17 protein-coding genes and 1 pseudogene are annotated in these 25,858 nt (G+C 65.8%); 15 read left to right on the top strand and 3 right to left on the bottom strand.

Translation table 11 applies throughout. The annotated features are described in order from the left end of the window. Positions 1–15: 15 nt before the first annotated feature. The gene (locus ACRECX_RS05690) at positions 16–747 is read right to left on the bottom strand and encodes a HugZ family protein (protein ID WP_431557852.1); all 732 of its coding nucleotides are present in this window, start codon (positions 745–747) and stop codon (positions 16–18) included. 149 nt (positions 748–896) lie between these two features. On the opposite strand from ACRECX_RS05690, the gene ACRECX_RS05685 reads away from it, so the two are divergent. The 7 genes from ACRECX_RS05685 (at position 897) to ahcY (ending at position 7,908) form a co-directional block, all read left to right on the top strand. Beyond that, positions 897–1,592 carry a response regulator transcription factor gene (locus ACRECX_RS05685; protein WP_431557851.1) on the top strand — a complete coding sequence of 232 codons (696 nt, stop codon included), beginning with the start codon at positions 897–899 and terminating at the stop codon, positions 1,590–1,592. 6 nt (positions 1,593–1,598) lie between these two features. After that, positions 1,599–3,425, top strand: a complete 1,827-nt coding sequence (locus ACRECX_RS05680; protein ID WP_431557850.1) for a stimulus-sensing domain-containing protein — start codon at positions 1,599–1,601, stop codon at positions 3,423–3,425. A gap of 27 nt (positions 3,426–3,452) precedes the next feature. Further along, positions 3,453–3,905 (top strand): HPr kinase/phosphorylase, encoded by a 453-nt coding sequence (locus ACRECX_RS05675; RefSeq protein WP_431557849.1) that lies wholly within the window; start codon positions 3,453–3,455, stop codon positions 3,903–3,905. 91 nt (positions 3,906–3,996) lie between these two features. Beyond that, a complete protein-coding gene (locus tag ACRECX_RS05670; RefSeq protein WP_431557848.1) occupies positions 3,997–4,398 on the top strand; it encodes a PTS sugar transporter subunit IIA in 402 nt (133 codons plus the stop codon). A gap of 4 nt (positions 4,399–4,402) precedes the next feature. Next, a complete protein-coding gene (locus ACRECX_RS05665; protein ID WP_431557847.1) occupies positions 4,403–4,711 on the top strand; it encodes an HPr family phosphocarrier protein in 309 nt (102 codons plus the stop codon). 12 nt (positions 4,712–4,723) lie between these two features. Beyond that, a complete protein-coding gene (locus ACRECX_RS05660; RefSeq protein ID WP_431557846.1) occupies positions 4,724–6,427 on the top strand; it encodes a uracil-xanthine permease family protein in 1,704 nt (567 codons plus the stop codon). A gap of 92 nt (positions 6,428–6,519) precedes the next feature. Next, a complete protein-coding gene (gene ahcY, locus ACRECX_RS05655) occupies positions 6,520–7,908 on the top strand; it encodes an adenosylhomocysteinase (RefSeq protein WP_431557845.1) in 1,389 nt (462 codons plus the stop codon). Positions 7,909–7,934: 26 nt separating this feature from the next. Here the strand turns inward: ahcY and ACRECX_RS05650 are convergent. Then, positions 7,935–10,381: pseudogene (locus ACRECX_RS05650) on the bottom strand (arylsulfatase). Positions 10,382–10,717: 336 nt separating this feature from the next. Between ACRECX_RS05650 and ACRECX_RS05645 the strand changes: the two are divergent. Beyond that, positions 10,718–11,149: an SET domain-containing protein gene (locus tag ACRECX_RS05645; protein WP_431557844.1), complete on the top strand. Its 432-nt coding sequence runs from the start codon at positions 10,718–10,720 to the stop codon at positions 11,147–11,149. On the opposite strand, the gene ACRECX_RS05640 is transcribed toward ACRECX_RS05645, so the two are convergent. Further along, entirely contained in the window at positions 11,126–12,766 is a 1,641-nt protein-coding gene (locus ACRECX_RS05640) for a phytoene desaturase family protein (protein WP_431557843.1), read from the bottom strand. The genes ACRECX_RS05645 and ACRECX_RS05640 overlap by 24 nt on opposite strands. A 169-nt stretch (positions 12,767–12,935) precedes the next feature. On the opposite strand from ACRECX_RS05640, the gene ACRECX_RS05635 reads away from it, so the two are divergent. The 7 genes from ACRECX_RS05635 to addA form a co-directional block, all read left to right on the top strand. Continuing rightward, entirely contained in the window at positions 12,936–14,570 is a 1,635-nt protein-coding gene (locus tag ACRECX_RS05635) for an outer membrane beta-barrel protein (protein WP_431557842.1), read from the top strand. Positions 14,571–14,643: 73 nt separating this feature from the next. After that, positions 14,644–15,141, top strand: coding sequence for a hypothetical protein (locus ACRECX_RS05630; protein ID WP_431557841.1), 498 nt, complete (start codon positions 14,644–14,646; stop codon positions 15,139–15,141). 187 nt (positions 15,142–15,328) lie between these two features. Beyond that, on the top strand, positions 15,329–17,575 hold the full coding sequence (locus ACRECX_RS05625; RefSeq protein ID WP_431557840.1) for a PAS-domain containing protein: 2,247 nt from the start codon (positions 15,329–15,331) through the stop codon (positions 17,573–17,575). Then, positions 17,572–19,098, top strand: a complete 1,527-nt coding sequence (gene tsaE, locus ACRECX_RS05620; RefSeq protein ID WP_431557839.1) for a tRNA (adenosine(37)-N6)-threonylcarbamoyltransferase complex ATPase subunit type 1 TsaE — start codon at positions 17,572–17,574, stop codon at positions 19,096–19,098. Before ACRECX_RS05625 ends, tsaE begins: the two co-directional genes overlap by 4 nt. Before the next feature lie 11 nt (positions 19,099–19,109). Beyond that, entirely contained in the window at positions 19,110–19,835 is a 726-nt protein-coding gene (locus ACRECX_RS05615) for a nucleotidyltransferase family protein (protein ID WP_431557838.1), read from the top strand. Further along, positions 19,822–22,938, top strand: a complete 3,117-nt coding sequence (gene addB, locus ACRECX_RS05610) for a double-strand break repair protein AddB (RefSeq protein ID WP_431557837.1) — start codon at positions 19,822–19,824, stop codon at positions 22,936–22,938. The genes ACRECX_RS05615 and addB overlap by 14 nt, the downstream gene beginning before the upstream one ends. Further along, a partial coding sequence (addA, locus tag ACRECX_RS05605; protein WP_431557836.1) for a double-strand break repair helicase AddA occupies positions 22,935–25,858 on the top strand: 2,924 nt, incomplete at its 3' end. The genes addB and addA, both read left to right, overlap by 4 nt.

Raw genomic sequence — 25,858 nt, 5'->3', positions numbered from 1 at the left:
TGACAAGGCCACCGGTCAGGACGGTTCGGCCGTAGCCCTCGCCTCCTCAGCAAGACGGACGAGCTCTTTCCGCGCGCCCTGCGGCGTCGTCACACGTTCGGCGAAGAGGATACGGCGGGCATCGGTGCCAAGCGCGATATCGCAGCCTTCGGGGTCAATGCCGGTCATGCGCCACGGCCCGGGATCGCCGCCGGTAAAGGCCAGTGCATAGAGGGCGATCGCGTCGGCATGGTCGTCGTTCATGTGGGCGATGATGCCGGGCTCCGCAGCGATCAGAGCTTCAGCCCCGTCGAGTGACACGAGGAGATCGGCGGCGTCGAGATCGAAGATCCGCCCGAAGCCGCCGATATAGTGGGCATCCTCTAGGCTCAAGCGCCAGAAGGCAAAATCCGGAAAATCGGCATAGAATGCGGCTTCGGGGTGCCGGGCGAGGAAACGGCGCGGCGGCTCACCGTCCTCGACCTTCTCGGCCCTGCCGCGGAGGGTGACGCGGGCTCCTTGCAGGGGATCGGCCTGGTCACCCGAGCCGTCGATCAGGACCGAGGCGCGCGGGTCGCGTGCGAGGTTGCGGGTATGCCGGGCCAGGGTGGAAATGAGGAAGATAGGGGCGCCCGCCATGTCCGTGGCAAGCGTCACCAGCGAGGCGTAGGGGTAGCCTGTAGGGTCATCGATAGTGGCCAGAGACCCCTTGAATGCCCGGCGCACCAGGGTGCGCGCATCGGCCGCAATCTCAGCCTTCGCGGGCATTTGTGGAGAGTTATTTACTTGCGCCATAACGATATTTGTTGCATCCCGATAAAGACGGGTGTGGCGCAAGGCGCCGCGATGCTGCCACGTTTAGGGGCAGCCCTATGACCATACACCCATCATTCGCGTCAACGCGCAAAAGGCCCCCAATGCCCACAATCGCCCTTGTCGACGACGACCGGAACATTCTGACCTCCTTGCGCATGGTGCTCGAGGCGGAAGGCTACAAGACCCAGACCTACAATGACGGCGCGAGCGCGCTCGACGGCTTCTCGGAGAACCCGCCCGATCTCGCCATTCTCGACATCAAGATGCCGCGTATGGACGGGATGGAGCTTCTGCGCCGCCTGCGCCAGAGAAGCGAGCTGCCGGTGATCTTCCTCACCTCCAAGGACGAGGAGATCGATGAGCTGTTCGGCCTCAAGATGGGCGCCGACGACTTCATCCGCAAACCCTTCCCCCAGCGGCTCCTGGTGGAGCGGGTGAAGGCGGTGCTCCGCAGGTCCCAGCCGCGCGAGGCGGCTGCCCAGGTCGAGGACAAGTCGAAGGTGCTGGAACGCGGCAAGCTCAAGATGGACCCGGAGCGCCATACCTGCGTATGGGACAACCGCCCCGTCACCCTCACCGTGACGGAATTCCTGATCCTTCAGGCGCTTGCCGCGAGGCCGGGGGTGGTAAAAAGCCGGGACGCGCTGATGGATGCGGCCTATGATGACCAGGTCTATGTCGACGACCGCACCATCGACAGCCACATCAAGCGATTGCGCAAGAAGTTCAAGGCTGTCGACCAGAGCTTCGACGTGATCGAGACGCTTTATGGCGTGGGCTACCGGTTCAAAGAGTGATGCGCGATGACCGCCGAGACCGACAGGTCCTGGCATCAAGCTGACTCCTCGACCAAGGAGCGCGTCCGCCGTGCCGTACGCATCGGCTTCGCGCGCGTGAAACGCTTCCCGGGGTGGATCGCCGAGCACCGCCCCTTCCGTCACGGTTTTTCAAGCCTGACGCGCCGCATCGTGGTGCTCAACCTGATCGGCCTCGCTATCCTCGTCTCCGGCATTCTCTACCTCAATCAGTTCCGCGCCGGGCTGATCGACGCCAAGGTGCAGAGTCTCCTCACCCAGGGCGAGATCATCGCGCGGGCGATTGCCGCTTCCGCCGGCGTCGACACCAACGAGGTGCAGGTCGACCCGGAGAAGCTCTTGGAAATCGAGCTCGGCCAAGCCGGCGCCGGCGACGACGGCACCGCGTTCTCCAACAACTCGCTCGGCTTTACCATCGATCCCGAGCGGGCGGCGCCGATCTTGCGCCCGCTAGTCAAGCCTACGGGAAGCCGCGCCCGCATCTACAACCGCGACGGCGCCTTGATCCTCGATTCCGACACGTTCTACTCGCGCGGTGAGGTGCTCCGCTACGACCTGCCCCCACCGGATACCGGCGAGCCCGACGCTCTCAGCAAATTCTGGCAGGCGATAACCTCGCGCATGCGGCAATACGAGTTGCCGCCCTATACCGAGATCGGAGGGGCCAACGGCAAGGCCTACCCCGAGGTGGCGACGGCGCTCACCGGCACGTCGGTGCCGATCGTCCGGGTCAACGACAAGGGCGAGGTCGTGGTATCGGTGGCCGTGCCGGTGCAGCGCATGCGCGCCGTACTCGGCGTGCTTCTGCTGTCGACCCGCGGCGGCGATATCGACAATATCGTCGCGGCGGAGCGCTGGAGCATCTTCCGCGTGTCGTTGTTCGCCGGCGCCGTCACCTTCGTGCTGTCGCTCATTCTCGCCAATACCATCGCCGGCCCGGTGCAGCGGCTTGCGGCGGCCGCAGAGCGGGTGCGCCATAGCGTCAGGGCGCGCGCCGAGATTCCCGACTTCACCGACCGCTCCGACGAGATCGGCCATCTATCCGGCGCGCTGCGCGACATGACCAACGCGCTCTACCGCAGGATCGACGCCATCGAGAGCTTCGCCGCCGATGTGGCGCATGAGCTGAAGAACCCGCTGACCTCTTTACGGAGCGCTACCGAGACCCTGCCGCTCGCCAAGACCGACGAGTCGCGGGAGCGGCTGCTCGAGATCATACAGCACGACGTGAGACGGCTCGACCGCCTGATCAGCGATATCTCCGACGCCTCGCGCCTCGACGCCGAGCTTGCCCGCGAGGACGCGAAGCCCGTGAGCATGGACGATCTCTTGCGCGCCACGGTGTCCTTGTTCAACGACATTCATCGCGACGATACGCCCGAAGTGGTGCTCGACATCGCTTATGCGCCCGGCCCCCATCCCTACCGGGTCACGGGCCATGACAGCCGCCTGCACCAGGTCATCGTCAACCTGCTCGAGAACGCCATCTCGTTCTCCCCGCCGGATGGCCGCGTCGCCGTCGTGGTCCGCCGCATTGGGCCTGAGATCCAGATCGCGGTAGAGGACGAGGGACCGGGCATTCCGCCGGAAAACCTTGAGCGCGTCTTCGAGCGCTTCTACACCGACCGGCCGCAAGAGAATTTCGGCCAGAACTCGGGGCTCGGCCTCAATATCTCGCGACAAATCGTGGTCGCGCATGGCGGACGCCTCTACGCCGAGAACCGGCCGCCACAAGGCGCCGGCCGTGGCAAGGGCGATGTTCCCGCAGGCATGAGCGGCGGCGCACGCTTCGTGATCCGCCTGCCGGCAGCATAGGGATCAGCGGACAGACGAGAGGCTTATGTGGCGCGTGAGCTCGTTCATGGCACCTGCGTCGCCCTCGGCAACCGTGCGGCCTTGCTGCGGGGCGGGGCGGGCGCGGGAAAGACGGACCTTGCGTTGAGGTTCCTCGCCCTGCCAAGAGACGGCGAGCTTCGCCCCGTACTTGTCGCCGACGATCAAGTTTGGGTGGAAGCGCAAGGCGACCGCCGGGCCATCGCTTCAGTGCCCGAGACGATCGCCGGAATGATCGAGGTGAGGGGATTGGGAATTGCCGAAATGCCCTTCCTCGCGGAGGCGCCGCTGGTTTTGGTTTGCGACCTGGTGGGGGCGGACGAAGTGCCCCGCATGCCGCCCGATCCATGGGAGCGCACGACGATCGCAGGCGTGGCAATCCCTTCGCTCAGACTTTCAGCTTTCGAGGCATCGGCACCCTTGAAGCTGAAAATGGCGCTTTTGCTCGCGCCGGAACAATGATCGTGGGGACGGCCTTCGGGGCTTGCGCATGACCCCTCTCCCGACAAAGATAGCGGCCCTTGGCCGGGGGGCCTTCACCTGAAGAGGCAGCATGATCGGCGTTGTCATCGTTACCCACGGCAAGCTTGCACGCGAATTTCGCGCGGCGCTCGAACATGTCGTGGGCCCGCAGGAACAGATCGCCACCATCTCGATCGGACCGGACGACGACCTCGACGTGCGGCGCAGCGACATGCTGTCAGCGCTTGCCAGCGTCGACTCCGGCGACGGAGTGGTCGTGCTTACCGACATGTTCGGCGGCTCACCGTCCAACCTCGCCATCTCCGCCATGGAGAATTCTAACGTTGAGGTGATCGCCGGGGTCAACCTGCCGATGTTGGTCAAGCTCGCGAGCGTGCGCGGCGAGTGCGGATTGGATGAGGCGATCTCGCAGGCGCAAGAGGCAGGACGCAAGTATATCAGCGTCGCAAGCCAGATCCTGTCGGCGAACTAGCGCCGTGGCGAAGGCGCGCCACATTACCGGCGAGCGCGAGAAGGGTGTCCTCGCCGAGGTGGTCATCCCCAACAAGAAGGGCTTGCACGCCCGCGCGTCTGCTCAGTTCGTGCGTTGCGCGTCGAGCTTCAGCGCCAATGTCAAGGTGTCGCGCGAGGGGCACACGGTTGGCGGCACCTCGATCATGGGGCTGATGATGCTCGCCGCCGGCCAGGGCCATTCCATCCTCATAGAGGTGGAGGGCGGGCAGGCGAAGGAAGCGCTCGCCGCGCTCGTGGCGCTGGTCAAGAACGGCTTCGGCGAAGAGGATTGATCGGCGGGAGCGATGGCAATCAAGCCGCCCGAGCTTCTATACGGCGTCGATGAACAACCGCCGCCAGCGCGCCTCGCGATCCTCGGACTGCAATACGCTGTTCTGATCGGCGTCTACCTGATCTTCGTGGTGATGGTGGCGCGGGCCGCCTCGGCGTCGGCAGAGGTGACGCAAGACCTCGTCGGCCTCGGGTTCATCGTCCTTGCGGTCGGCACGTTTGCGCAGGCCTATCGCGGGAAGTTCTTCGGCTCGGGCTATCTCGCGCCGCCCGTGTTCTCCGCCATCTATATCGGACCGGCGATCCTCGCGGCCGAGGCTGGCGGCCTGCCGGCAGTGGCGGGAATGACCATTTTCGCCGGGCTGACCGAGGCGGTGCTGTCGCGTCTCTTAAGGCGACTCAGGGTGGTGTTCCAGCCGACCATCGCCGGGTTCACGGTTCTCGTCGTCGGTTTCGAACTTGGCCTGGTCGGAATTGCCAAGACGCTCGAGATCGGCAAGCAGGAACCCGCCTATTGGCCCCACGTTTTCGTCGCGTTTGTCACGCTCGCGGCCGCAGTTGCCCTCAGCATTTGGGGCCGTGGGGTGTGGCGCCTGTCGTCGGTCCTGCTTGGCGTCGTCTCCGGCCTCGCCGCCGCTCTTGCTTGGGGCATTGTCGACGCCGCCGCACTCACATCGATCGGCGCAGCCCGCTGGATCGCCCTGCCCAACCCGTCCTTCCTCTCCTACTCCTTCGAAGCGTCCCTCATACCGGTATTCCTCGCCGCCGGATTTGCCGCCACGCTTCGGACCATCGGCGTGGTCACCACCTGTCAGAAGATCAACGATGCCGAATGGAAGCGGCCCGATCTCGATAATATCGAGAAGGGCGTGCTCGGCGATGCCGTCGGAGCAGTTGCCGCCGGACTCCTCGGCTGTCTCGGCACGTCGTCGGCGCCGAGCCTTGTCGGCGTGTCCAGCGCGACCGGCGCCACGAGCCGCGCCATCGCCTTCGCCGCCGCGTCGCTCCTTGCCGTCTTCGCCTTTCTGCCGAAGGTGGCGGCTGCCGTGACCGCATTACCATCGGAGATTGCCGGCGCGGTGCTGATCTTTACCGCGTCCTTCATGATCACGAGCGGGATCGAAATCGTTGCCTCGCGGAGCTTAAGCACGCGTGCCTGTTTTGCCCTGTCGATCGGCCTTCTCCTCGGCCTCGCCACGCAAGTGAATGCCGGCTACTTCCGCGCGCTGCCGGGGCCTTGGAACGACGTGCTCGGCAGCATGCTGACCGTCAGCCTCGCTGCCGCGATCGGACTGACGCTGCTGTTTCGCATCGGCATCCGCAGGAAGGATGCGATGGTGTGGCGTACGTCCGACGCACTCGCAGGCTTCGGACGCTTCCTCGACAAGGAGGCGGCCGCCTGGAAACTCAACGCAGAGCTTGTCGAGCGCGCCAAAGATGGAGTCGCCGGCGTCGTGGCTCACCTCAAGGAGGGACACTTCATCGATGCTCCACTCGAAATTTCGGCGAGCTATGACGGGATTGATCTCCTGGTCGAGCTGAAATATCGCGGGCGTGCCCCGAGCCTCGGCGCTGTGGAGCGGGGACACGAGACGGTGCACGAAGAAGGGGCGGTGACCGCGGGTTTGAAGAGCTTTGCCGCCGGCGCGCACGCCGACCGGACTGCCGTCGCCGTCGATCGGGGCAATGTCTCGATCAAGCTCTGGTTCAGTGCCTGAGAGACTTAGCTCTTCCCGGCCTTGACTCCAGGGTCTTGAGATAAGATATAAGGAGTTCTTTATATCTTTATACAGCCAAGAGCGGAGACGGCATGAACTACCACGTCAAGGACATCGGGCTCGCCGACTGGGGCCGCAAAGAGATCGCCATTGCCGAAACTGAGATGCCGGGCCTCATGGCCGTGCGCAGGGAATTCGGCAGCGCAAAGCCCCTCAAGGGCGCGAGAATCGCCGGCTGTCTGCATATGACCATCCAGACCGCGGTTCTCATAGAGACCTTGAAGGCGCTCGGCGCCGAGGTGCGCTGGGCCTCGTGCAACATCTTCTCCACTCAGGACCATGCCGCGGCGGCGATCGCCGCAACCAGCACGCCGGTCTTCGCCGTCAAGGGCGAGACGCTCGACGAGTATTGGGACTACGTCGACCGCATCCTCGAATGGTCGGGCGGCGAGACGGCAAACCTCATCCTCGACGACGGCGGCGACGCCACGCTCATCGTCATTCTCGGCTCGCAAGCCGAGACGGACTCGTCGGTGATCGCCAAGCCGACCAACGACGAGGAGGCGGCGCTATACGCCACCATCAAGAAGCGGCTCGCCCGCGACCCCGGCTTCTACTCCAAGGTCAAGGCGAACTTGCGCGGCGTGTCGGAGGAGACCACGACCGGCGTGCACCGCCTCTACGAGATGGAGAAGAAGGGCACGCTCCCCTTCCCCGCCATCAACGTCAACGACAGCGTCACCAAGTCGAAATTCGATAATCTCTACGGCTGCCGTGAGAGCCTGCCGGATGGCATCAAGCGCGCCACCGACGTCATGCTGGCCGGCAAGTACGCCGTGATCTGCGGCTACGGCGACGTCGGCAAAGGATGCGCCGAAAGCCTGAAGGGCCAGGGGGCCAGAGTCGCCGTCACCGAGATCGATCCGATCTGCGCGCTACAGGCGGCAATGGAAGGCTACGAGGTGACGACCATGGAGGAGGCGGCGCCCAAGGGCGACATCTTCGTAACCGCCACCGGCAATAAGGACGTCATCACCGTCGACCATATGCGCGCCATGCACGACCGCGCCATCGTCTGCAATATCGGCCATTTCGACGCCGAGATCCAGGTGAGCGGCCTGCGCAATTTCCGCTGGCACAACGTCAAGCCGCAGGTCGACGAGGTCGAATTCCCCGACGGCAAGCGCATCATCCTCCTGGCCGAGGGACGCCTCGTCAATCTCGGTTGCGCCACGGGCCATCCGAGCTTCGTGATGAGCGCCTCTTTCACCAACCAGGTGCTGGCGCAGATCGAGCTGTGGCAACATGCCGGCAAGTACGAGAACAAGGTCTATGTGCTGCCGAAGCATCTCGACGAGAAGGTCGCCTCACTTCATCTCGGCAAGCTCGGCGCCAAGCTCACCAAGCTCAATCCCGAGCAGGCGGCCTATATCGGCGTGCCGGCCGAGGGCCCATTCAAGCCTGACCACTACCGGTACTAGGCGAAACCCCACCTGGTGCCAAATGGCTAGTTTGCGTCGGCCGCCCCCTTCCGCGCCTCCTCCAGCTTGGCAATATCCTCCGGCGTGAGCTGCGGGCGGTCCATCCTTATCGTCAGCTTGTTCAGCTTCGCGGTCAGGGCAAATGGCGGCTTGTAGTCCGCGTCGTTGACCCCGGTGAGCGTGTCGGAGCCGATGTCGAAGCTCTCGTCCCACTGCAAAATCAACGGCAGGGTCTTCTCCATCTTCCTGGTGGCCACGACCTTGCCGTCGACCTTCAGCGTTCCTGTGCCTGGCTGGCCGATGCCGCTGAAATTGTTGTAGGCCAGTGTGCCGGGACCCATGCCGTCATAGACGAAGTCGAACTCGACTGTGTGTGTTCCCGGGGTCAGGGCGTCCGGCCCTTCCCATTTCAGGCGTTCGAGATCCACCATGTTCCACAGGAATACCGGCTTGCCCTCCAGGAGATAGAAGCCGTAGCCGCCGAAGCGCCCGCCCGAGGTGAGGATCATGCCTTCAGCCCCGCCTTCCGGCACCTCAATGTCGGCGGTGATCGTGTAGGAGGTGTTCAGCAAGAGCGGCGAGTCGCCTTGCGGCAGGCCAACCATCGGACGCGTGTAGACGAACTCGCTGCGTCCCGCGGTGATGTTCGGGCGCGGCGCGACCATACGGGCAGCAACCGAGGCGTCCAGCGGAAAGACCTGATACTTCTTCGCTTCCGCAACGAACTTCTCCCGCATCTCGGCGACCTTGTCCGGGTGTTCCGCGGCGATGTCCGTCGACTGGTTGAAATCGTTGCTCAGGTCATAGAGCTGGAAGACCTGATTGTTCAGCGGATCGGGATTGGCAGGGCCGAAAGCCTGCCATGGTGCGCGATTGACCTTGGTGCTCAGCAGCCAGCCATCGCCCATTGGCCCATCATCTCGAAATACTGGGTCTTGTGCCGGGACGCCGCCTTGGCGTTCTCCGCTTCGAAGGTGTAGGCGAAGCTCGTGCCCTCGATTGGGGCTTGCGTGATGCCGTCGACCATCTCGGGCGCGGCGATGCCCGCGGCCTCAAGGAGCGTCGGCACCACGTCGATGACGTGGATGAACTGCTCGCGCAGACCGCCTTTGTCCTTGATGCGCGCCGGCCACGACACGGCCATGTTCTGGTTGATGCCGCCGAGCCTGGAGGCATTCTGCTTGAACCAGTCGAACGGCGTATCGAACGCCCACGACCAGCCGGCCGACATGTGATTGTAGGTCTGCTCGGTGCCCCAGACGTCGTAGAACTTCATCTGCACGTCGACCGGAATCTCGTTTAGGCCGTTGAAGAACGCCACCTCGTTCGGCGTCCCCAAAGGTCCGCCCTCGGCGCTCGTGCCGTTATCGCCGTTGACGTAGATAACCAGCGTGTTGTCGAGCCTGCCAAGGTCTTCGAAAGCCTGGATCACCCGGCCGATTTCGTGATCGTTGTAGGCCGCGTAGGCGGCGAAGACCTCGACCTGCCGGATGAAGAGCTTCTTTGCCTCGGGGGTGAGCTCGTCCCATGGCTTGAGAAGGTCTTTCGGCCAGGGCGTCAGCTTCGCATCTTGGGGGACGATGCCGAGACGCTTTTGGTTCTCGAAGATTCGCTCGCGCAACTTTTCATAACCGTCGTCGAAAAGATGCATCGCGTGGATCTTGTCCACCCATTCCTTGGTCGGGTGGTGCGGCGCGTGCGTGGCCCCGGGCGCGTATTTGATGAAGATCGGCTTGTCCGGCTGGGTCTGGTGCATGCGTGAAATGTAGTCGATGGCATCGTCGGCCATCGCAGTCACCAGATTCCAGGTGCCTTCCTTCCCCCGGAACGGATAGATCTGCGTGGTGTTGCGGAAGAGATTCGGTTGCCACTGGTTGGCGTCGCCGCCGACAAAGCCGTAGAAGTACTCGAAGCCCATGCCGGTCGGCCACTGGTCAAACGGTCCGACCTGGCTCGCCGCGAAGGCCGGCGTGTTGTGGTCCTTGCCGAACCATGAGGTCGCGTAGCCGTTGTCGAGCAGGATGCGGCCGATCGTTGCTTTGTCTTTGTTGATGATGCTGTTGTAGCCGGGGAAGCCGGTCGACTGCTCGGCGATCACGCCGAAGCCGGCCGAGTGGTGATTGCGGCCCGTGATGAGCGCCGCCCGCGTCGGCGAGCACAATGCCGTCGAGAAGACTCTTGTATAGCGCAGCCCCTCATTCGCAATCTGGTCCATCGTCGGGGTTGGGATCACCCCGCCGAAGGTGCTCGGCACCCCGAAGCCAGCATCGTCGGTAATGATCAGCAGGATGTTCGGCGCTTCCTTCGGCGGGACCACGCGCGGCGCCCACCATGGAGTGGACTGCAAGGCGTCGTCCTTGATCACGCCGCCGAATGCGGGATCGGGCGCCGGAAGCTGTTGTCCGTCGATCGTCGTCGTGGCGCTGGGCGATCCCGGCGTGCCGATGGTCTCTTCCGCTTGCGCTGGGGTCATGCCCACGGCGAAAGCCAGGCAGGCGCCGAGGAGCCCACCGCGAACGAAGGGCGCAATCAACAAGGTCATGGCCTGAGAGTGAGATTGCCGCAATTCGCCCTCCCTTTTCGGTTGTAATGCCTCCGCGCACGTACCGAGCTCACACGCCTGGCCGTCAAGCCATCCAAAAGATAGCAGCGAGCGATGTCTGAATCTTGTCATTTCGCGCCGAGGCGTGGCTGCCATATCGCGGTTTGAGATGCGGCTTGGACTGGCGCGATGCCGATTGACGCTTGTGACCGATGTCATCATGTGGCAGGGATCGGCCGCTTATTGTCACGGCTGCTCTGAGCTTTCATGGGGAAATCGAAGTTCACCCCCGGCGGTTTTCGCCTTGCAGTCAAGCGCGCCTGCGCGGGGCGCGGCCTGTTCGCGCTTGAGCGCATCCCGAAGGGCGTATGCATCGTCGAGTATACCGGCCGCGAGATCACCGAAGAGGAATGGCTCAAGAGCCGCAGCCGTTACCTGTTCAAGGTCACCGAGAAGAAGACCATCGACGGCTGGGACAAGAGCAACCTCGCGCGCTACATCAATCACTCCTGCCGCCCCAATTGCGAGATCGAAATCCGCAAGGGCCGCGTGTTCGTCATGGCCAAGCGCGGGATCAGGCCCGGCGAGGAACTCGCCTACGACTACGGCAAGGAATATTTCGACGACATGATCAAGCCGATCGGCTGCCGTTGCCTCAAGTGCCGCCCCGCGAAGTCATCTCAAAGAAAACGGTCTTAGATCAGAGAGAATCACTCGCGCCGCGTTGTGACCCGGGGCGCCGGTTACGCCGCCCCCGGGATGCGCGCCAGAGCCGCAATGATAAAGCCCGCGTAGCGGTCCCCGGTAGTCGGCGTAGCCGAGCATGGGCCGCGCCGAGAACAGCTGGTTTAGAGTGAGCGCGCCATGGAAGATGTCGCCACCCACGAGGCCGAACTCGCGCTCGAGATCGAGCGGGCTTAGGGCTTGGCGCGCCACGACGCTCGTGGCGAAGCCGGGCGCGTAGCGGTCGACCGTCGCAATCATGAGATCGGCAACCTCGTCCCGCGCGTCATCCCAGGAGCGGCCGTTAGGCAATTCGGGCGCCACGTGCTGGCAGAACAGGCTCGCGACGTGCGCGCCGGGCGGCGCGAGACTGTCGTCGAAGGTCGAAGGGATCAGCATTTCGATGATCGGCTCCCGACTCCAGCCATGCGCCACGGCATCGCGATAGGCGCAGTCCATGTAACCGAGGCTTGGGCCGATGATGATGCCGGCGCCGTGATGCGGCTGTGCGGTCTTGCCCGGCAACGCGGCGAAGCTCGGAAGCTCCGACAAGGCCACGTTCATGCGGAACGAGCCGGAGGCGCATTTGAACTTCCGCATTCTGTTGAGAAAGTCGGAGGGCAACGCCGATTCCGGCGTGAGGCGCGTATAGAGCAGCTTCAGATTGACGTTGGCGGCGAGCGCGCGCCCTTTCACGATGCGGCCGTCCCTCAATGCGACGCCGACGGCCCTGTCCCGTTCGATTAGGACCTCCTCGACCTCGGCGCCGGTCTCGATCTCGACGCCGCGCTCGGCCGCGGCCTTGGCCATGGCTTGAGTGATCGCCCCCATGCCGCCCATGGCATGGCCCCAGGCGCCCTTCTTGCCGTTCACCTCGCCGAAGGCATGGTGCAGCAGCACATAGGCGGTGCCGGGATCGAACGGGCTCGCATAGGTCCCGACAATGGAATCGAAGCCGAGCAGGGCCTTGAGCGGCTCCGACTCGAACCATTCGGACAAGAACTCTGCCGCCGGCTGAGTGAAGAGGTCGAGGAACAGGCGCTGGTCCTCCAGGCCGAGACGGCGCACGCTGTTGCCGAGGGAGGCGGCGCGCGCGAGCTCGCGGAGGCCGCGCCAGCCAAAGCCCTCCACCACGTTTGGCGGCGGGCGCAGCACGAGGCCGCGCAAAGCGTCGGCGATAACCGTCAGCTTTGCGGAGTATTCATCGTAGCGCTCCGCATCGGCGGCGCTGAACTTCGCGATCTGGGACTTCGTGCGTCCTTCCCCGGTCAGCAGGTAGCCGCCGTCCGGGAGCGGCAGGAAGTTCATCGCCGGCCGCTCGACAATTCTCAGTCCGTGCCGGTGCAGCTCAAGATCGGCGACGATCTTGGGCTGGAGCAGGCTCACGGTGTAGGACGCTGTGGAGTTGCGAAAGCCGGGATGGAATTCCTCGGTGACGGCCGCGCCGCCGACGATAGCGCGCCGCTCCAGCACCTTCACCTTCAGCCCGGCACGGGCGAGATACGCGGCACACACGAGGCCGTTGTGGCCGCCGCCGATCACCACGACGTCGAACTGCTGAGCGTCCCGATTTGTCCTGAGGGAGGCTGGCACCGTCACCTTGAGGTCAGCTTGGTTTTGTCGGGGCGGAAGCTAGCACAGCAGCGAGGCGGCGGTCTTGGCGGTCCGGTTCCGGCATTGTCCCCAATGTCCGGATAGTCCTCGCCCCAGCGGTGAGAATCACTCATCCTTGCTGCTCCAGACATGCAAGGGGGGCAGAAGCATGGGCTGGCGTAAGGGAGCTTGCATTGTCCTGATTCTTGCGCCGCTTGCGGTTTCTCCGGCGCGGGGCGCCGAGGCACCGCCGTTCGACTGGAGCGGCTTTTACGCCGGCTACCATCTCGGCGGCGCGCTCGACCTCGTGGATGTCGACGACCCGTTCGGCCCGTCGATCTTCGGCGATATCGTGCGCACGCCTGGGCCATTGGCTGGCGGCCAAATTGGCTACAACTGGCAGCGGGGGGCGGGCCTGCTCGGCTTCGAAGCTGACATCAGTTTCGCCGATCTCGACGGCACCAACACCTGCTTCGCCTTCAGTGGGAACTACATCAGCGCGAACTGCCGGGCAGAGATCGACGCCCTCGGCACGATCGCCGGCCGGCTGGGATGGATCTTGCCCTCGGACGGCCGAACGCTCCTCTTCGGCAAGGCCGGCTTGGCCTGGGCACATGGCGATATCGATGCAAAGCCAAATGGCGGCCTTGGCTTGCCGGGAACAAGCGACGACGGGGTGACGTGGGGCTGGACCGTGGGCGCCGGCGTGGAACGGGCCATCACCCCACGGTGGACCGCGAAGGCCGAGTACGGGTTCCTCTCGTTCGACGAGGACTTCGCCGCGCCGTCGAGCCGATTTCAATCGGCGCCGCCGCTTGGACCGCTCGCCGCTTTCCCTGGGTCCCGGACCGACCTGTCCCAGAACCTGCATCAATTCAAATTGGGAATGAACTACAAGCTCGGCGCCACGCAGGGGGCCGAGCAAAGGCCCCGCTCAGCCGGGGATCCCGCGAGGCGTTATGCGCTTACGGCTGGTCTGCGCTACGTGCATGGGTGGGGCCAGTTCCACAAGGATCTCGGCATTCCGTTTAGAGGCGTGTCGTCGCTCGCGTCGCGGCTGACCTACGACAATACCTCTATCGACGGCGGTGAAGCGTTTGCGCGGCTCGACACGCCGTTCGGGCTGATGGTCAAAGGCCTAGTCGGCGGCGCGACCAGCGGCGGCAAGCTGAACGACGAGGACTGGGCTCTTCCGTTTCCGACAGCCTTCGTGCCGTATTCAAATACGCTGTCGCGCGTCGACAACGACATCGATTACGGGATCATCGATGCGGGCTATGACGTGTGGCGGGGCGCAGGCTATTCGGTCGCGCCGTTTATCGGCTACAGCCGGTTCGAGCAGGATATGACCGGGATTGGCTGCGTGCAGCTTGCCAACCGATTTTCCGACTGCGTCCCGTCCCTGCCGAACAATTTGCGCGCCATCACCGAGGACGACACCTGGGAAGCACTGCGGCTTGGTGCCGTGGCAGACGTGACCATCACTCCACGGGTCAATCTCACCGCCGAGGCCGCGTATCTGCCTTATGTGAAGTTCAGGGGCGTCGACGACCACCTCCTGAGAAATCTCGTGTCGCCTGAACATGGCGAAGGCACCGGCGTGCAGCTCGAGGCGGCGCTCTCCTATGCCGTCACCGACGCCTTGAGCCTCGGCGTCGGCGGCCGCTATTGGTCGATGTGGACGACGAGCGGCAATGTCAATTTCGGCGGCACGGGCACGATCGTTCCCATGCGCTACGCCGCCGAGCAGGCGCACCTCCTGGTGCAAGGCTCCTACAAATTCGGCTTCGCCCCCGCGCCGTGATTGACCTGCAGGGAAGCGCAGCATGCGCATGCTGTGCTAAAATCCCCCCGTCCAGTTTTTGGGAGGCGCGAAGATGGTGCGTGGCGCTCTCTTGACGTTGGCAGTTGCGGCCCTGATCGGGCCTTCCGCAGCCGCCGCGCAGTGTGCGCGCATCGGCGAACAGGTCTGCCGGAGCGGCTCGCTCTACACGTGCGAATCCTGCGGCGCCGTGAATTGCCTTGTCTTCTCGGGCAGGTCTTGCGGATACGAAGTTCCAGCCGCATCCCTCGCCGGCACGTGGTCGGGCTCCGGCCACCAGACAGGCGGCGGTGCTCCGCGGCAGAACTACCCCGTCGTCATGACCATCAACTCCGGAGGGGGGACGATCGACTACCCCTCCCTCAAATGCGGCGGCTCGCTCATGGAGTTGTCCAACAGCGGAACGTCAGCCGAGTACCGGGAGCGTATCACCTACGGTAACTGCATCGACGGCGGCACGATCAGCGTCAGTTTCGCCGACGGCAAGCTGCATTGGGTCTGGACCGGGAGCGGCATCGGCGTCACCGCCATGCTCGAGCGGCGCACCGAGTAGGCGTTGCCCAATTAACCAAAGCACGCGCGGCTGTGGGCAAGACTCGGCGAAGCAGCTAGTCTAGCCGTGATTCGCCTTGGGTTTCGCGGGGCCGGCCGGCTCCGGCGTTTCAGTCTGTGGCAGCGTGAGCGGCGCGAGGCGGGGCCAAACGCGAGGGTCATGGGCGGCGGCGTGGAGCGAGGGGACCATGCGGACCAGCGAAGGCGAGGTGACACCTGCTTCAAGGTGGCCCACGGTGCTGTTGCGCGTATTCGTGTCTGTCATTCCGTGCTCGATGCTCACCGTCGACGCTGCCCTGGCCGAGGAGACCGCGGGCTTCGACGCACGGACCCTGCTCACGCTTGGCATCAATCTCGGCATCATCGCCTTCGCCGTGGGCACGGCCATCGCCTTCCTGCGCGCCACGAGAGCCGCACGCCGGCAAGAAGCCAACGCGACGATCGAGGCAGAGCGTTACCGCTTGAGCGAAAGCACGCTCGAGACCGTGCTCGCCGCGGAGCCGCAAGCTTTGCTGACATTGTCGGAGGAGGGAGAGCCCGAGCTTCTCGTCTCCAACCTGCCTTCGAGCTTCGGCGTGCCGCGCGACCCTGAGCGCCTGCTCAACTTCGCGGGTTGGCTCGACGCCCAATCCACGGGCGAGCTCGACCTCGCGATGCAGGCACTCGCCGAGCGCGGCGAGGCATTCAACCTCATGCTGCGCACCAAGCGCGGCAGATATGTTGAAGTCGACGGCCGCACGGCCGGACGGTCGCTGGTTTTCAAAGTCCGCAACATCGCCGGCCAGCGACTCGAGCTTGCCGAGCTCGCCGCCAGGCACAGGGAACTCGAGGAGCAGGTGGCGAGCTTGCGCGCACTGCTCGATGCCGAGGCACAGAAGGGCGAGCGATCACGGCCCGAGAGCCGGCCGAACACCGAGACCCGGTTCCGCAGCTTCGACCGGCTCGCCACCGCTTTTGCCGTGTTCGATTCGCGCCAGCGCCTCGCGCATTTCAATCAGGCCTATGTCGACCTCTGGCAACTCGATTCGGAGTGGCTCGCCAGCCATCCCAGGGACGGCGAGATCCTCGACCGCTTACGTCAGGCGCGCCGGCTCGAGGAGCGCGCCGACTATCGCGACTGGAAGCAAACCTGGCTCTCGGCCTACGGTTCGAACAAGCAGGTGGAAGACCGTTGGCACCTGCCCGACGGGCGCACGTTGCACGTGATCGCCGACGCCAATGGCGAGGGTGGCGTGACCTATCTCTACGAGAACGTGACCGAGCAGATCGCGCTCGAGAGTCGTTACAATGCGTTGATCCAGGTGCAGCGGGAGACGCTCGACATGCTGCGCGAGGGCGTCGCGGTGTTCGCCGCCAACGGACGCCTCAGGCTCTATAACCGCGCCTTCGCCGCTATCTGGCGGCTGTCGCCGCGTCAGCTCGACGCCGAGCCGCATGTCGAGGACGTTATTCAATGGTGCCGGGCGCTATACGACATGCCGGAGGAATGGGAGCGCACCAAGGCGGCGGTGACGGCGATTGTCGCCGAGCGCCGCCCCTATGAGAGCCAGTTCGACCGGCCTGATGGATGTGTGCTCGCTTGCGCCGCGCTGCCGCTGCCCGACGGCGGCACACTCCTCACCTATTCCGACGTCTCGGACTCAAAACGCGTGGAGCGCGCTCTGATCGAGAAGAACGAGGCGCTGGAGGCCGCCGACCGTCTCAAGAGCGAGTTCGTCTCGCATGTCTCCTACGAGTTGCGGACGCCTCTTAACAGCATGCTGGGCTTCGCCCAAATGCTCGCCGAGCCAGCCTTCGGCCCGCTCGGCGCCAAGCAGCGCGAATATGTCGACGACATCTTGTCGTCAGGGACGACGCTCAGGGCCATCGTCGACGACATCCTCGACCTCGCCACTATCGACGCTGGCACACTCGAACTCAAGCTCGAGCCGGTCAAGGTCCGAGATGTCATCGAGGCGGCGCGGCAGGGCGTGGAGGAGCGCCTCAAGCAGGATGGCGTGAGGCTGGAGGTCAAGATCGCCCCCGGCGTCGATCGGTTCGTGGCAGACGCTAGGCGCGTGACGCAGATCCTCTATAATCTCCTGTCCAATGCCATCGGCTTCTCGGCCCAAGGCGAGACGGTCAGGTTCGCTTGCGGCCGGGAGGGGTCCATGATTGCGTTCATCGTCGAGGACAGGGGTGTCGGCATTCCGGAGGATCGGCAACGGACCGTGTTCGACCGTTTCGAAAGCCGCACGCAAGGGTCGCGCCATCGCGGTGCAGGGTTGGGGCTATCCATCGTCAAGAGCCTCGCCGAGCTCCACGGCGGCACCGTCTCGCTCGTCTCGACCCCGGGACAGGGCACCCGAGTCAAGGTCCTGCTGCCGCTCAAGCAAGAGGCCGCGCCTGAGGCGGACCTCGAGGCGCCGCGCGTGAAAGCAAGCCGCGCCGGATGACCGCGGACTGGCGGCTTGACGATGTCGATCTTGCGGGGATCGGCCTTCTGGCAAGCCGCATCGCGCTTAGCCTCAAGCCCGGCGACATCGTTACCCTGAGCGGACCGCTCGGCGCCGGCAAGACAACATTCGCGCGGGCGCTTGTGACCCATCTCGGCGGCGAAGGCGAAGTGCCGAGCCCGACCTTCGCGCTGATGCAGCGCTACGAGACGCCGCGCCTCACGATCTGTCATTGCGACTTCTATCGCATCGAGCCGGCGGAACTCGATGAGCTCGGTCTCGACGACGCGCTAGTCGAGGGCGCCCTCGTCATAGAGTGGCCCGAACGCGCGAGCGTGTGGCTGCCGCCCGACCGCCTCGATATGGCGATCGAGGAGACGGCCTCACCGACGGCGCGCAGGGTCGTGCTGGCGGGGCATGGAGCCTGGGGTGCGCGACTTGACCGTTTGCGTGCGCTATCAGGTTTTCTCGACACGACGACCTACGCCAGCGCCGATGCGCAATATCTGCAAGGGGATGCTTCAACGCGCGCCTATGCGCGGCTCGTGCAACCGGACGGCACGGCCATCCTCATGAATGCGCCGCGGCAGCCCGACGGTCCGCCGATCCGCGACGGCAAGCCCTATAGCGCGCTCGTGCATCTCGCCGAGGATGTGACCCCGTTCGTCGCGGTGGCAGGCGCGCTGCGGGAGCGCGGCCTGTCAGCGCCGGAGATTTATGCCTTCGATCTCGACAAGGGCTTTGTCGCGCTCGAGGATCTCGGCGATCACGTGTTCGGCGCCGAGGTGGCGCGGGGTACGCCCCTCGCCGAATTATGGGGGGCGGGGGTCGATGTGCTGCTGGCGCTCGCCGAAACGCCGCCGCCCGCCGCGCTGCCGATCCCGGGGCATACCGCTTACCGGCTTCCCGATTACGACTCGGACGCCATGGTCATCGAAGCCTCGCTGATCATCGACTGGCTGTGGCCCGCCGTGCATGGCCGCAAGACGCCTGAGGCGCTCCGTGAGGAGTTCGAGGCCCTGTGGCTGCCGCATCTCAAGCAGGCAGCGAAGGCCGACCTGGGATGGGTGTTGCGCGACTTCCACTCGCCCAACCTCATGTGGCTGCCCGAGCGCAGGGGCATCGAAACAATCGGCATTCTCGACTTCCAGGACGCCCTCAAGGGGCCCCTCGCCTACGACCTGGTATCACTCCTCCAGGACGCCCGGCTCGATGTTCCCGAGGCGCTTGAACGGGACCTGCTCGACCGGTACTGTGCCGCCAGAAAAACCAAGGCCGAGCCGTTTTCGAGCACTCAATTCCGCACCCTCTATGCAACGCTCGGCGCGCAACGTCACTCGAAGATCCTCGGCATCTTTGCACGGTTGGCGAAACGTGACGGAAAGCGCGGTTACCTCGCACATATTCCGCGCGTCGCGCGCTATCTCGAGCGCAATCTCGCGCACCCGGCGCTTGCCGACCTGCGCGCGTTCTACGCGCGCGAGTTTCCGCGCGCCGGCGACCTGCCGCCGCCGGCACTTTAGGGGGCTTTGACATGACCACAGCGCGGACGGCGATGGTGCTTGCCGCGGGCTATGGCGAGCGCATGCGCCCGCTCACCGACCGCATGCCGAAGCCGCTCGTGCCGCTCGCAGGCCGCGCGCTCATCGACCATGTGCTCGACCGCCTGGCCGGCGCCGGCGTCGAAACGGCCATCGTCAACGTGCACTACCTGCCCGAGCAGATCGAAGCGCATTTGCGCGCGCGCGCCGGACGAGCTCCGAAGACCCTCGTCTCCGACGAGCGTGGACTCCTGCTCGACACCGGCGGCGGCGCCAAGAGGGCGCTCGCCGACCTCGGCGCCGGGCCGTTCTTCATCCACAATTCGGACTCGGTGTGGAGTGAAGGGCCGCTGCCGGCGCTGCCGCAGATGCTCGACCTGTGGGACCCTCAGCGCATGGATTGCTTGCTCCTGCTCGCGCCACTCGCGACCAGCATCGGCTACGCCGCGCGCGGCGATTTCGACATGACCGCGGACGGCCGCCTGTCGCGGCGCGGCGACAAGGAAAGGGTGCCGTTCGCCTTTGCCGGCGTGTCGCTGTGCGAGGCGAGCCTATTCGACGGCGCGCCGGAGGGGCCATTCTCGCTCAACCTCCTGTGGGACCGGGCGCTCGTCAACGGCAGGCTGTTCGGTGTGCGCCTCGACGGGCGCTGGATGCATGTGGGCACGCCGGCGTCGCTAGAGGAGGCCGAGGCCTTGTTCGAGCATGAAGGTGCCTGAACCCCGCTCAAGCCCCCGCCTCTACACCATCCCGCCCTCGGCGCCGTTCCTTACCACCCTCGCCAGGGCGATCCTTTCCGGCGACCTGCCGCTCCCTGGCGGCCCAAAGCCGGATCCCCTTACCCTGCCGCTCACCACGATCCATCTGCCGACGCGGCGCGCGGCGCGGGGCCTACGCGAGGCATTTCTCGCCGAAGCCGGCGGCGCGGCGCTGCTCCTGCCGCGCATCCACGCGCTCGGCGATCCCGACGAGGAGGCCGCCATCATCTTCGGCGCCGAAGGCTCGGACGATGCCGACGGCGCTCTCGGCGCACCCGCCATCGGCGCGTTGCCACGCAGGCTTGCGCTCATGCGGCTCATCGGCGCTTGGAGTAATACCCCGGCGGCCGCCGCGACCGAAGCCGAGATCGAGTCGGTCCGCTGGGTGAACAGCCCTGGCCAGGCGTCGAGCCTCGCCGCCGACCTCGCGCGGTTGATGGACTTCGTCGAAACCGAAGGTGCCGATTTCTCGGGGCTCGATGCGCTCGTGCCGGAGAACCTCGCCTCCCACTGGGAAGCAACGGTCGAGTTCCTCAAGATCGTCACCAAGCACTGGCCGCAATATCTCGCGGACAACGGTCTGGTATCGCCGGTGACCCGGCGCAACCTGCTAATGGCGCAAGAGGCCGAGCGTCTGGCGCGAGGGTCGCCCTACCCCGTGATCGCCGCCGGCTCTACGGGCACGGTGCCGGCCACGGCGCGGCTCCTTGCCGCCATCGCCTCCCTGCCGAACGGCGCGGTCGTGCTGCCCGGCCTCGATATCTCTCTCGACGACGAAAGCTGGGCGAGCCTGGCAGCGCATCCAGAGCATCCGCAGACCGGCATGGCGGAGCTGTTGCGCAAGCTCGGGGCGGAGCGGCGCGATGTCGCCTATGTCGCCGGCAGCACGCCGGACGGAGCCGCCCGCGCGCGGCTTCATCTCGTGAGCGAAGCGCTGCGTCCCGCCGAGACCACGGACGCATGGCAGCGTTACCTCGAAGCAGATGCGCTCGCGCCTGAGGGCCGCGCAAGCTTCGCCAACGCACTCGCCGGTATTCGCCTGGTGGAGGCGCCGACCGCCCACGACGAGGCGGAGGCCATCGCGCTCATTCTTAGGTCGTGCATCGAGACGCCGGGCAAGACCGCGGCGCTAGTCACGCCGGACCGCGTGCTGGCGCGCAGGGTCGCGGCGCGACTCAAGGGCTTTGGGCTCTCGATCGACGATTCCGCCGGCATCCCTGTCGCGCGCACGGTGCCCGGCGCGTTTCTCGACCTCGTGCTCGGCGCGGCCGAGACGGACTTCGCGCCGCCCGAACTGATGGCGCTGCTCAAGCATCCTTTGGTACGGCTCGGCCGAGAGCCGGCGGAGATTCGTGCGGCCGCGCGGGCGCTCGAACGTGGCGTCTTCCGCGACATCTATGTGGGCCAAGGGCTCGACGGGATCGCCAAGGCGCTGTTTGCGGCGCGCGGCGCGCGTAAGCGACGCCCCCTGAGACTGACACAAGAGGAGCACGATGCGGCACTCGGCCTGGTGCGCGATCTGGAGCGTGCCTTCGCGCCGCTTGCCGAGCTGTTCGCAAGCCCCTCACCGCAGTCGGCCTCCCTCTTCGCCAAGGCGCATGCCACTGCCTCCGAGGCGCTCGCTCGCGATGCCACGGGTTCTACCGCCGCGCTGTGGCAAGAGGACGCCGGCGAGGCCCTGACCGTGCTCCTCGCCGAGCTCATCAGTGAGGGCGAAGGTTTGCACCTTTCAACGCGCGACTATCCCGCCTTCTACCGCAGCCTCCTGGCCGGGCAGGTGATACGTCCGCGGGCCGCCGCCCATCCTCGGCTCTTCATCTGGGGGCCGCTCGAGGCGCGCCTCCAGCATCCCGATGTGGTCATTCTCGGCAGCCTCAACGAAGGGGTCTGGCCGCGCCCGCAGGAGGCCGGCCCCTGGCTCAGCCGGCCCATGCGCGACAAACTCGGCCTGTCGCCTCCGGAACGGCGCACCGGCCTCAGCGCCCACGATTTCGCCCAGGCGCTCGGCGCGCCGTCCGTCTATCTCACCCGCGCCCTGAAGGTGGAAGGCGTGCCTACCGTGCCATCCCGCTGGCTCCAACGGCTTCAGGCGCTGGTCGAGGCGTCCGGCCTCACCCACAAGATCAAGCCGCAAGAGCCGTGGGTCGCCTGGGCGCGGCTGCGCGACCAAGCGGATGGGTTCAGGCCGGCCGAGCCGCCAAAGCCTTGTCCGCCCGCCAACGCGCGGCCGCGCGAATTGAGCGTGACCCGCATCGAGCGGTGGATCGCCAACCCGTACGAGATCTTCGCCAAGAACATTCTCAAGCTCGAACCGCTGAAGCCGCTCGGCGCGGAGCCTGACGCGGCGATGCGCGGCTCGATCGTGCACGAGGTGCTTAGCGCGTTCGCCCAAGCCTACCCCGACTCCCTCCCGGACGTCATCTCTGGCGAGTTGATGGCGACCGCCGACGATTTGTTCGCCAAGCTCGGGGGCGCGGCGCGAGTCGAGGCGTTCTGGCGGCCGCACTTCCAGCGTTTCGCCAAATGGTTCGCTGCCACCGAGCCTCAGCGCCGCGCCGCCATCGCGCGAACCCATGCCGAGGTGAACGGAGCGCGCGACATCACGCCGAGCTTTCGTCTGAGGGCGCGCGCCGACCGCATCGATGTGACACGAGACGGCGGCGTGGTGATTTATGACTACAAGACCGGCAAGCCGCCATTGGCAACGCATGTGGATGACCTCTACGCGCCGCAGCTCTCTCTCGAAGCGGCGATTGCCGAGGCGGGCGGCTTCGCCGATATCGGCGAGCGCGCAGTGCGCGAGCTTCGCTACATCCGCGTATCGGGACGAGACGAGGGCGGCGAGGAGCGGCTCGCGGGGACGGCAGAAGCCCATGCTCTGGCAGCCACCGCACTGGAAAGCCTGACGAGACTCATCGCCCACTTTGCCGACACTGAGACCCCCTACGAGGTGAAGCGCCGGGCGGCGGCAGCCTTCAGGGACATCTATCGCTATGACGAGTACGAGCACCTCGCCCGCGTCAAGGAATGGCTGACGCAAGAGGCCGAGGAGGACTGGCGATGAACGCGTCCCTCCTCCACGAGGCCGACGCCAATCAGAGGCGTGCGTCGGACCCTGGCGCTTCCGCCTGGGTCTCCGCCAATGCCGGAACGGGCAAGACGGCGGTGTTGGTGAAGCGCATCCTGCGCCTGCTGCTCGCCGGCGCGCGCCCTGAGTGCATCCTCTGCCTGACCTACACCAAGACGGCGGCGGCGGAGATGCAGAACCGCCTGCTGGAAGAGCTTGCCGCCTGGGCGACGGCGCCGGACCCGGAGCTGCGCGAAAGACTTGCCGCGCTCATGGGGCATGAGCCCGAGGACAGTAACACACGTGTCGCGCGGCGTTTGTTCGCGAGGGCGCTCGAAGCGCGCGGCGGGCTCAAGATCCATACCATCCACGGCTTCTGCGAGCGCCTGTTGCAGCGTTTCCCGCTCGAATCCGCAGTGACACCACATTTCGCAGTGCTCGATGAGCGGGAAGCCGCACTGCTGAAGCGCTCCGCGTTCGACGCGGTGATTGCCAAGGCCGCGGAGAATCGGGACAGCCTGCTCGGCCGGGCGCTCGACACAATTATCACCGTCACCGGCGAGGAGTACTTCCGTCAAGTGATCGACGCAGTGCTGGCAAAGCGCGTCGAGCTTGCCCGCATGGTGGCGCATCACGACGGACTCGCGACCTGGGCGGAGGAAGAGGAAGGCGCGCTGAAAATGCTGTTCGGCGTGGCGGAGGACGCGGAGGACGCGCTGACTGTGGAGCTTGCCGCCGTGCTCGACGATGCCGCGATCGAAGCCATGGTGTCGGCGCTTGTGAGCTACGGGTGCACGCAGGACGACGGCAAGACGGCGGACGGACTGCGCGAGGCGCTCGGCAGCACGGGCGAGGCGCGCGCCGCATCGCTCAGGGACGCCTTCTTCACAAGCGACGGCAAACCGCGCGCGCGGGTATGCGGCGCCGGGTTTCGCAAGGACGCGACGCAGATCGCGGCGGCGCTCGACGCCGCAAGGGATCGCATCGCCGAACTCGATCTCAAGCTCGCGCTGCTTCGCGCCGCGAAAGCGAGCGGCGCGGCGCTCGCGCTCGCCGACGCCATCCAGGACGATTACGCGCTGCGCAAGATCGCCGAGGCAACGCTCGACTACGACGACCTCATCGTCAAGACGCAGGCTCTTCTGTCGCGCTCCGGCGCCGCGGCCTGGGTGCTCTACAAGATCGACGGCGGCGTCGATCACATCTTGGTGGACGAGGCACAGGACACGAACCCCGAGCAGTGGTCCATCATTGAGGCGCTGGCCGAGGAGTTCTTCGCCGGCGCAGGCGCCCACGAGGGTACGCACACCTTGTTCGCGGTCGGCGACGAGAAGCAGTCGATCTACAGTTTCCAGGGCGCAAACCCCACGCGCTTCGGCGAAGTTGGCCGTGCCTTCCGGCAGCGCGCCGCCGCTGCGCAGGTCACCTGGCACGACGTCCCCCTCAACCTTTCGTTTCGGTCGACCGTGCCCGTGCTCGACGCCGTGGACGTCGTGTTCGCAAGACCGCAAGCGGCTCAAGGCCTCACCTTCATAGACAGCGCGGTGATCAAGCATCACGCTCACCGGCAAGGCGAGGCGGGGCTGGTCGAGCTGTGGGAGGTCGAGGCCGAGACGCGACCGGAGCCGGCGCCGGCATTCGAGCCGTGGAACGAAGGCGCGGGCGGGGCACGCTCGGTCGATGCGCTGTGCAAGCGCATCGCCGCGGCCATCAGGGGATGGCTCGACCGCCGCGAGCCTTTGGCATCAGCCGGCAGGCCGATCAGGGCGGGCGATATTCTCATCTTGGTGCGGCGGCGCGAGCCATTTACCACGCCGATGATCCGGGAGTTGAAACGCTTGAATGTGCCGGTCGCGGGCGCCGACCGCATGCGGCTGATGGACCAGATCGCCGTTGAGGATCTGGTCGCGCTCACCGACGTGCTGTTGATGCCTGAGGATGATCTTGCGCTCGCCGTGGCGTTGAAGAGCCCGCTATTCGGCCTTGACGACGACGCGCTGTTCGACCTGGCGCACGAGCGCAAAGGCTCGCTGTGGGCCGCGTTAAAAGAGAAGAGCGACGATCACCGTTTCGGCGAAGCGGCGGCGCAGCTCAAAGCGTGGCGGTCGCACGCCGACCTCGTGCCGCCTTACGAGTTCTTCTCCGAGGTGCTTGGCGCCGAAGGTCAATTGATGCGCAAACGCATGCTGACGCGGCTCGGTCCTGAGGCGGCGGAGGCTATCGACGAGTTTCTCGACGCGGCGCTCGCCTACGACCGGGAGGCGGCGCCGTCGCTACAGGGCTTCGTCAATCAGCTCCGCGCGGGCGACGTCGAGATCAAGCGCGACATGGAGCAGGATCGCGACGAGGTACGCATCATGACCGTGCACGGCGCCAAGGGCCTGCAAGCGCCGATCGTGTTCCTGCCGGACACCTGCATGCGGCCGCGGCCGCAAGGGCCGCAGCTCTTTCCCGTAGCTCGGCAGGGCACGCCGCCCGAGACGGTCACTCATCTCGTGTGGGCGCCGGGTCGGCCGGGACTGGAAGCGATCGCTGAGGCGAAGGAGGCGCTCAAACGCGCCGACATCGAGGAGTATCACCGGCTGCTCTATGTGGCCATGACGCGGGCGCGCGATCGACTCTATGTGTGCGGCTGGCAAGGCCTGAGAGAGCCGGAAAGGGACTGCTGGTACCATCTCGTGCGCGACGGCCTCGATGGCCACCTCGCTGTGGTGGAAGGGCCTGGCGGGGGTACGGCGCGCAGGATGGAGAGCGCGCAGTCGAAGCAAGTGGGGGGAGAGGAGGCGCAAGAGGCCGAGCGCGAGGCGGCGCCACTGCCCGACTGGGCGCTGCGGCCGGCGCCGCCGGAGCGCGTACGCAGCCGGCTTGCGCCATCGCGGCGTGCGCTTGGCGCCGGCGAGGAGGCCGAGGCGGACAC

Origin of the sequence: Methyloceanibacter sp., assembly GCF_050726195.1 — a bacterium.
In the GTDB taxonomy this organism is placed as follows: Bacteria; Pseudomonadota; Alphaproteobacteria; order Rhizobiales; family Methyloligellaceae; genus Methyloceanibacter.
Note: the sequence above shows the minus strand (reverse complement) of the source record. Positions and strands in the feature narration are given on the sequence as shown.

Excerpts from the sequence above, each read along its gene's own strand:
- ACRECX_RS05690 (WP_431557852.1), bottom strand. The coding sequence starts at position 747 with ATGCCCGCGAAGGCTGAGATTGCGGCCGATGCGCGCACCCTGGTGCGC.
- ACRECX_RS05685 (WP_431557851.1), top strand. The coding sequence starts at position 897 with ATGCCCACAATCGCCCTTGTCGACGACGACCGGAACATTCTGACCTCC.
- ACRECX_RS05680 (WP_431557850.1), top strand. The coding sequence starts at position 1,599 with ATGACCGCCGAGACCGACAGGTCCTGGCATCAAGCTGACTCCTCGACC.
- ACRECX_RS05670 (WP_431557848.1), top strand. The coding sequence starts at position 3,997 with ATGATCGGCGTTGTCATCGTTACCCACGGCAAGCTTGCACGCGAATTT.
- ACRECX_RS05660 (WP_431557846.1), top strand. The coding sequence starts at position 4,724 with ATGGCAATCAAGCCGCCCGAGCTTCTATACGGCGTCGATGAACAACCG.
- ahcY (WP_431557845.1), top strand. The coding sequence starts at position 6,520 with ATGAACTACCACGTCAAGGACATCGGGCTCGCCGACTGGGGCCGCAAA.
- ACRECX_RS05645 (WP_431557844.1), top strand. The coding sequence starts at position 10,718 with ATGGGGAAATCGAAGTTCACCCCCGGCGGTTTTCGCCTTGCAGTCAAG.
- ACRECX_RS05635 (WP_431557842.1), top strand. The coding sequence starts at position 12,936 with ATGGGCTGGCGTAAGGGAGCTTGCATTGTCCTGATTCTTGCGCCGCTT.
- ACRECX_RS05630 (WP_431557841.1), top strand. The coding sequence starts at position 14,644 with ATGGTGCGTGGCGCTCTCTTGACGTTGGCAGTTGCGGCCCTGATCGGG.
- ACRECX_RS05625 (WP_431557840.1), top strand. The coding sequence starts at position 15,329 with ATGCGGACCAGCGAAGGCGAGGTGACACCTGCTTCAAGGTGGCCCACG.
- tsaE (WP_431557839.1), top strand. The coding sequence starts at position 17,572 with ATGACCGCGGACTGGCGGCTTGACGATGTCGATCTTGCGGGGATCGGC.
- ACRECX_RS05615 (WP_431557838.1), top strand. The coding sequence starts at position 19,110 with ATGACCACAGCGCGGACGGCGATGGTGCTTGCCGCGGGCTATGGCGAG.
- addB (WP_431557837.1), top strand. The coding sequence starts at position 19,822 with ATGAAGGTGCCTGAACCCCGCTCAAGCCCCCGCCTCTACACCATCCCG.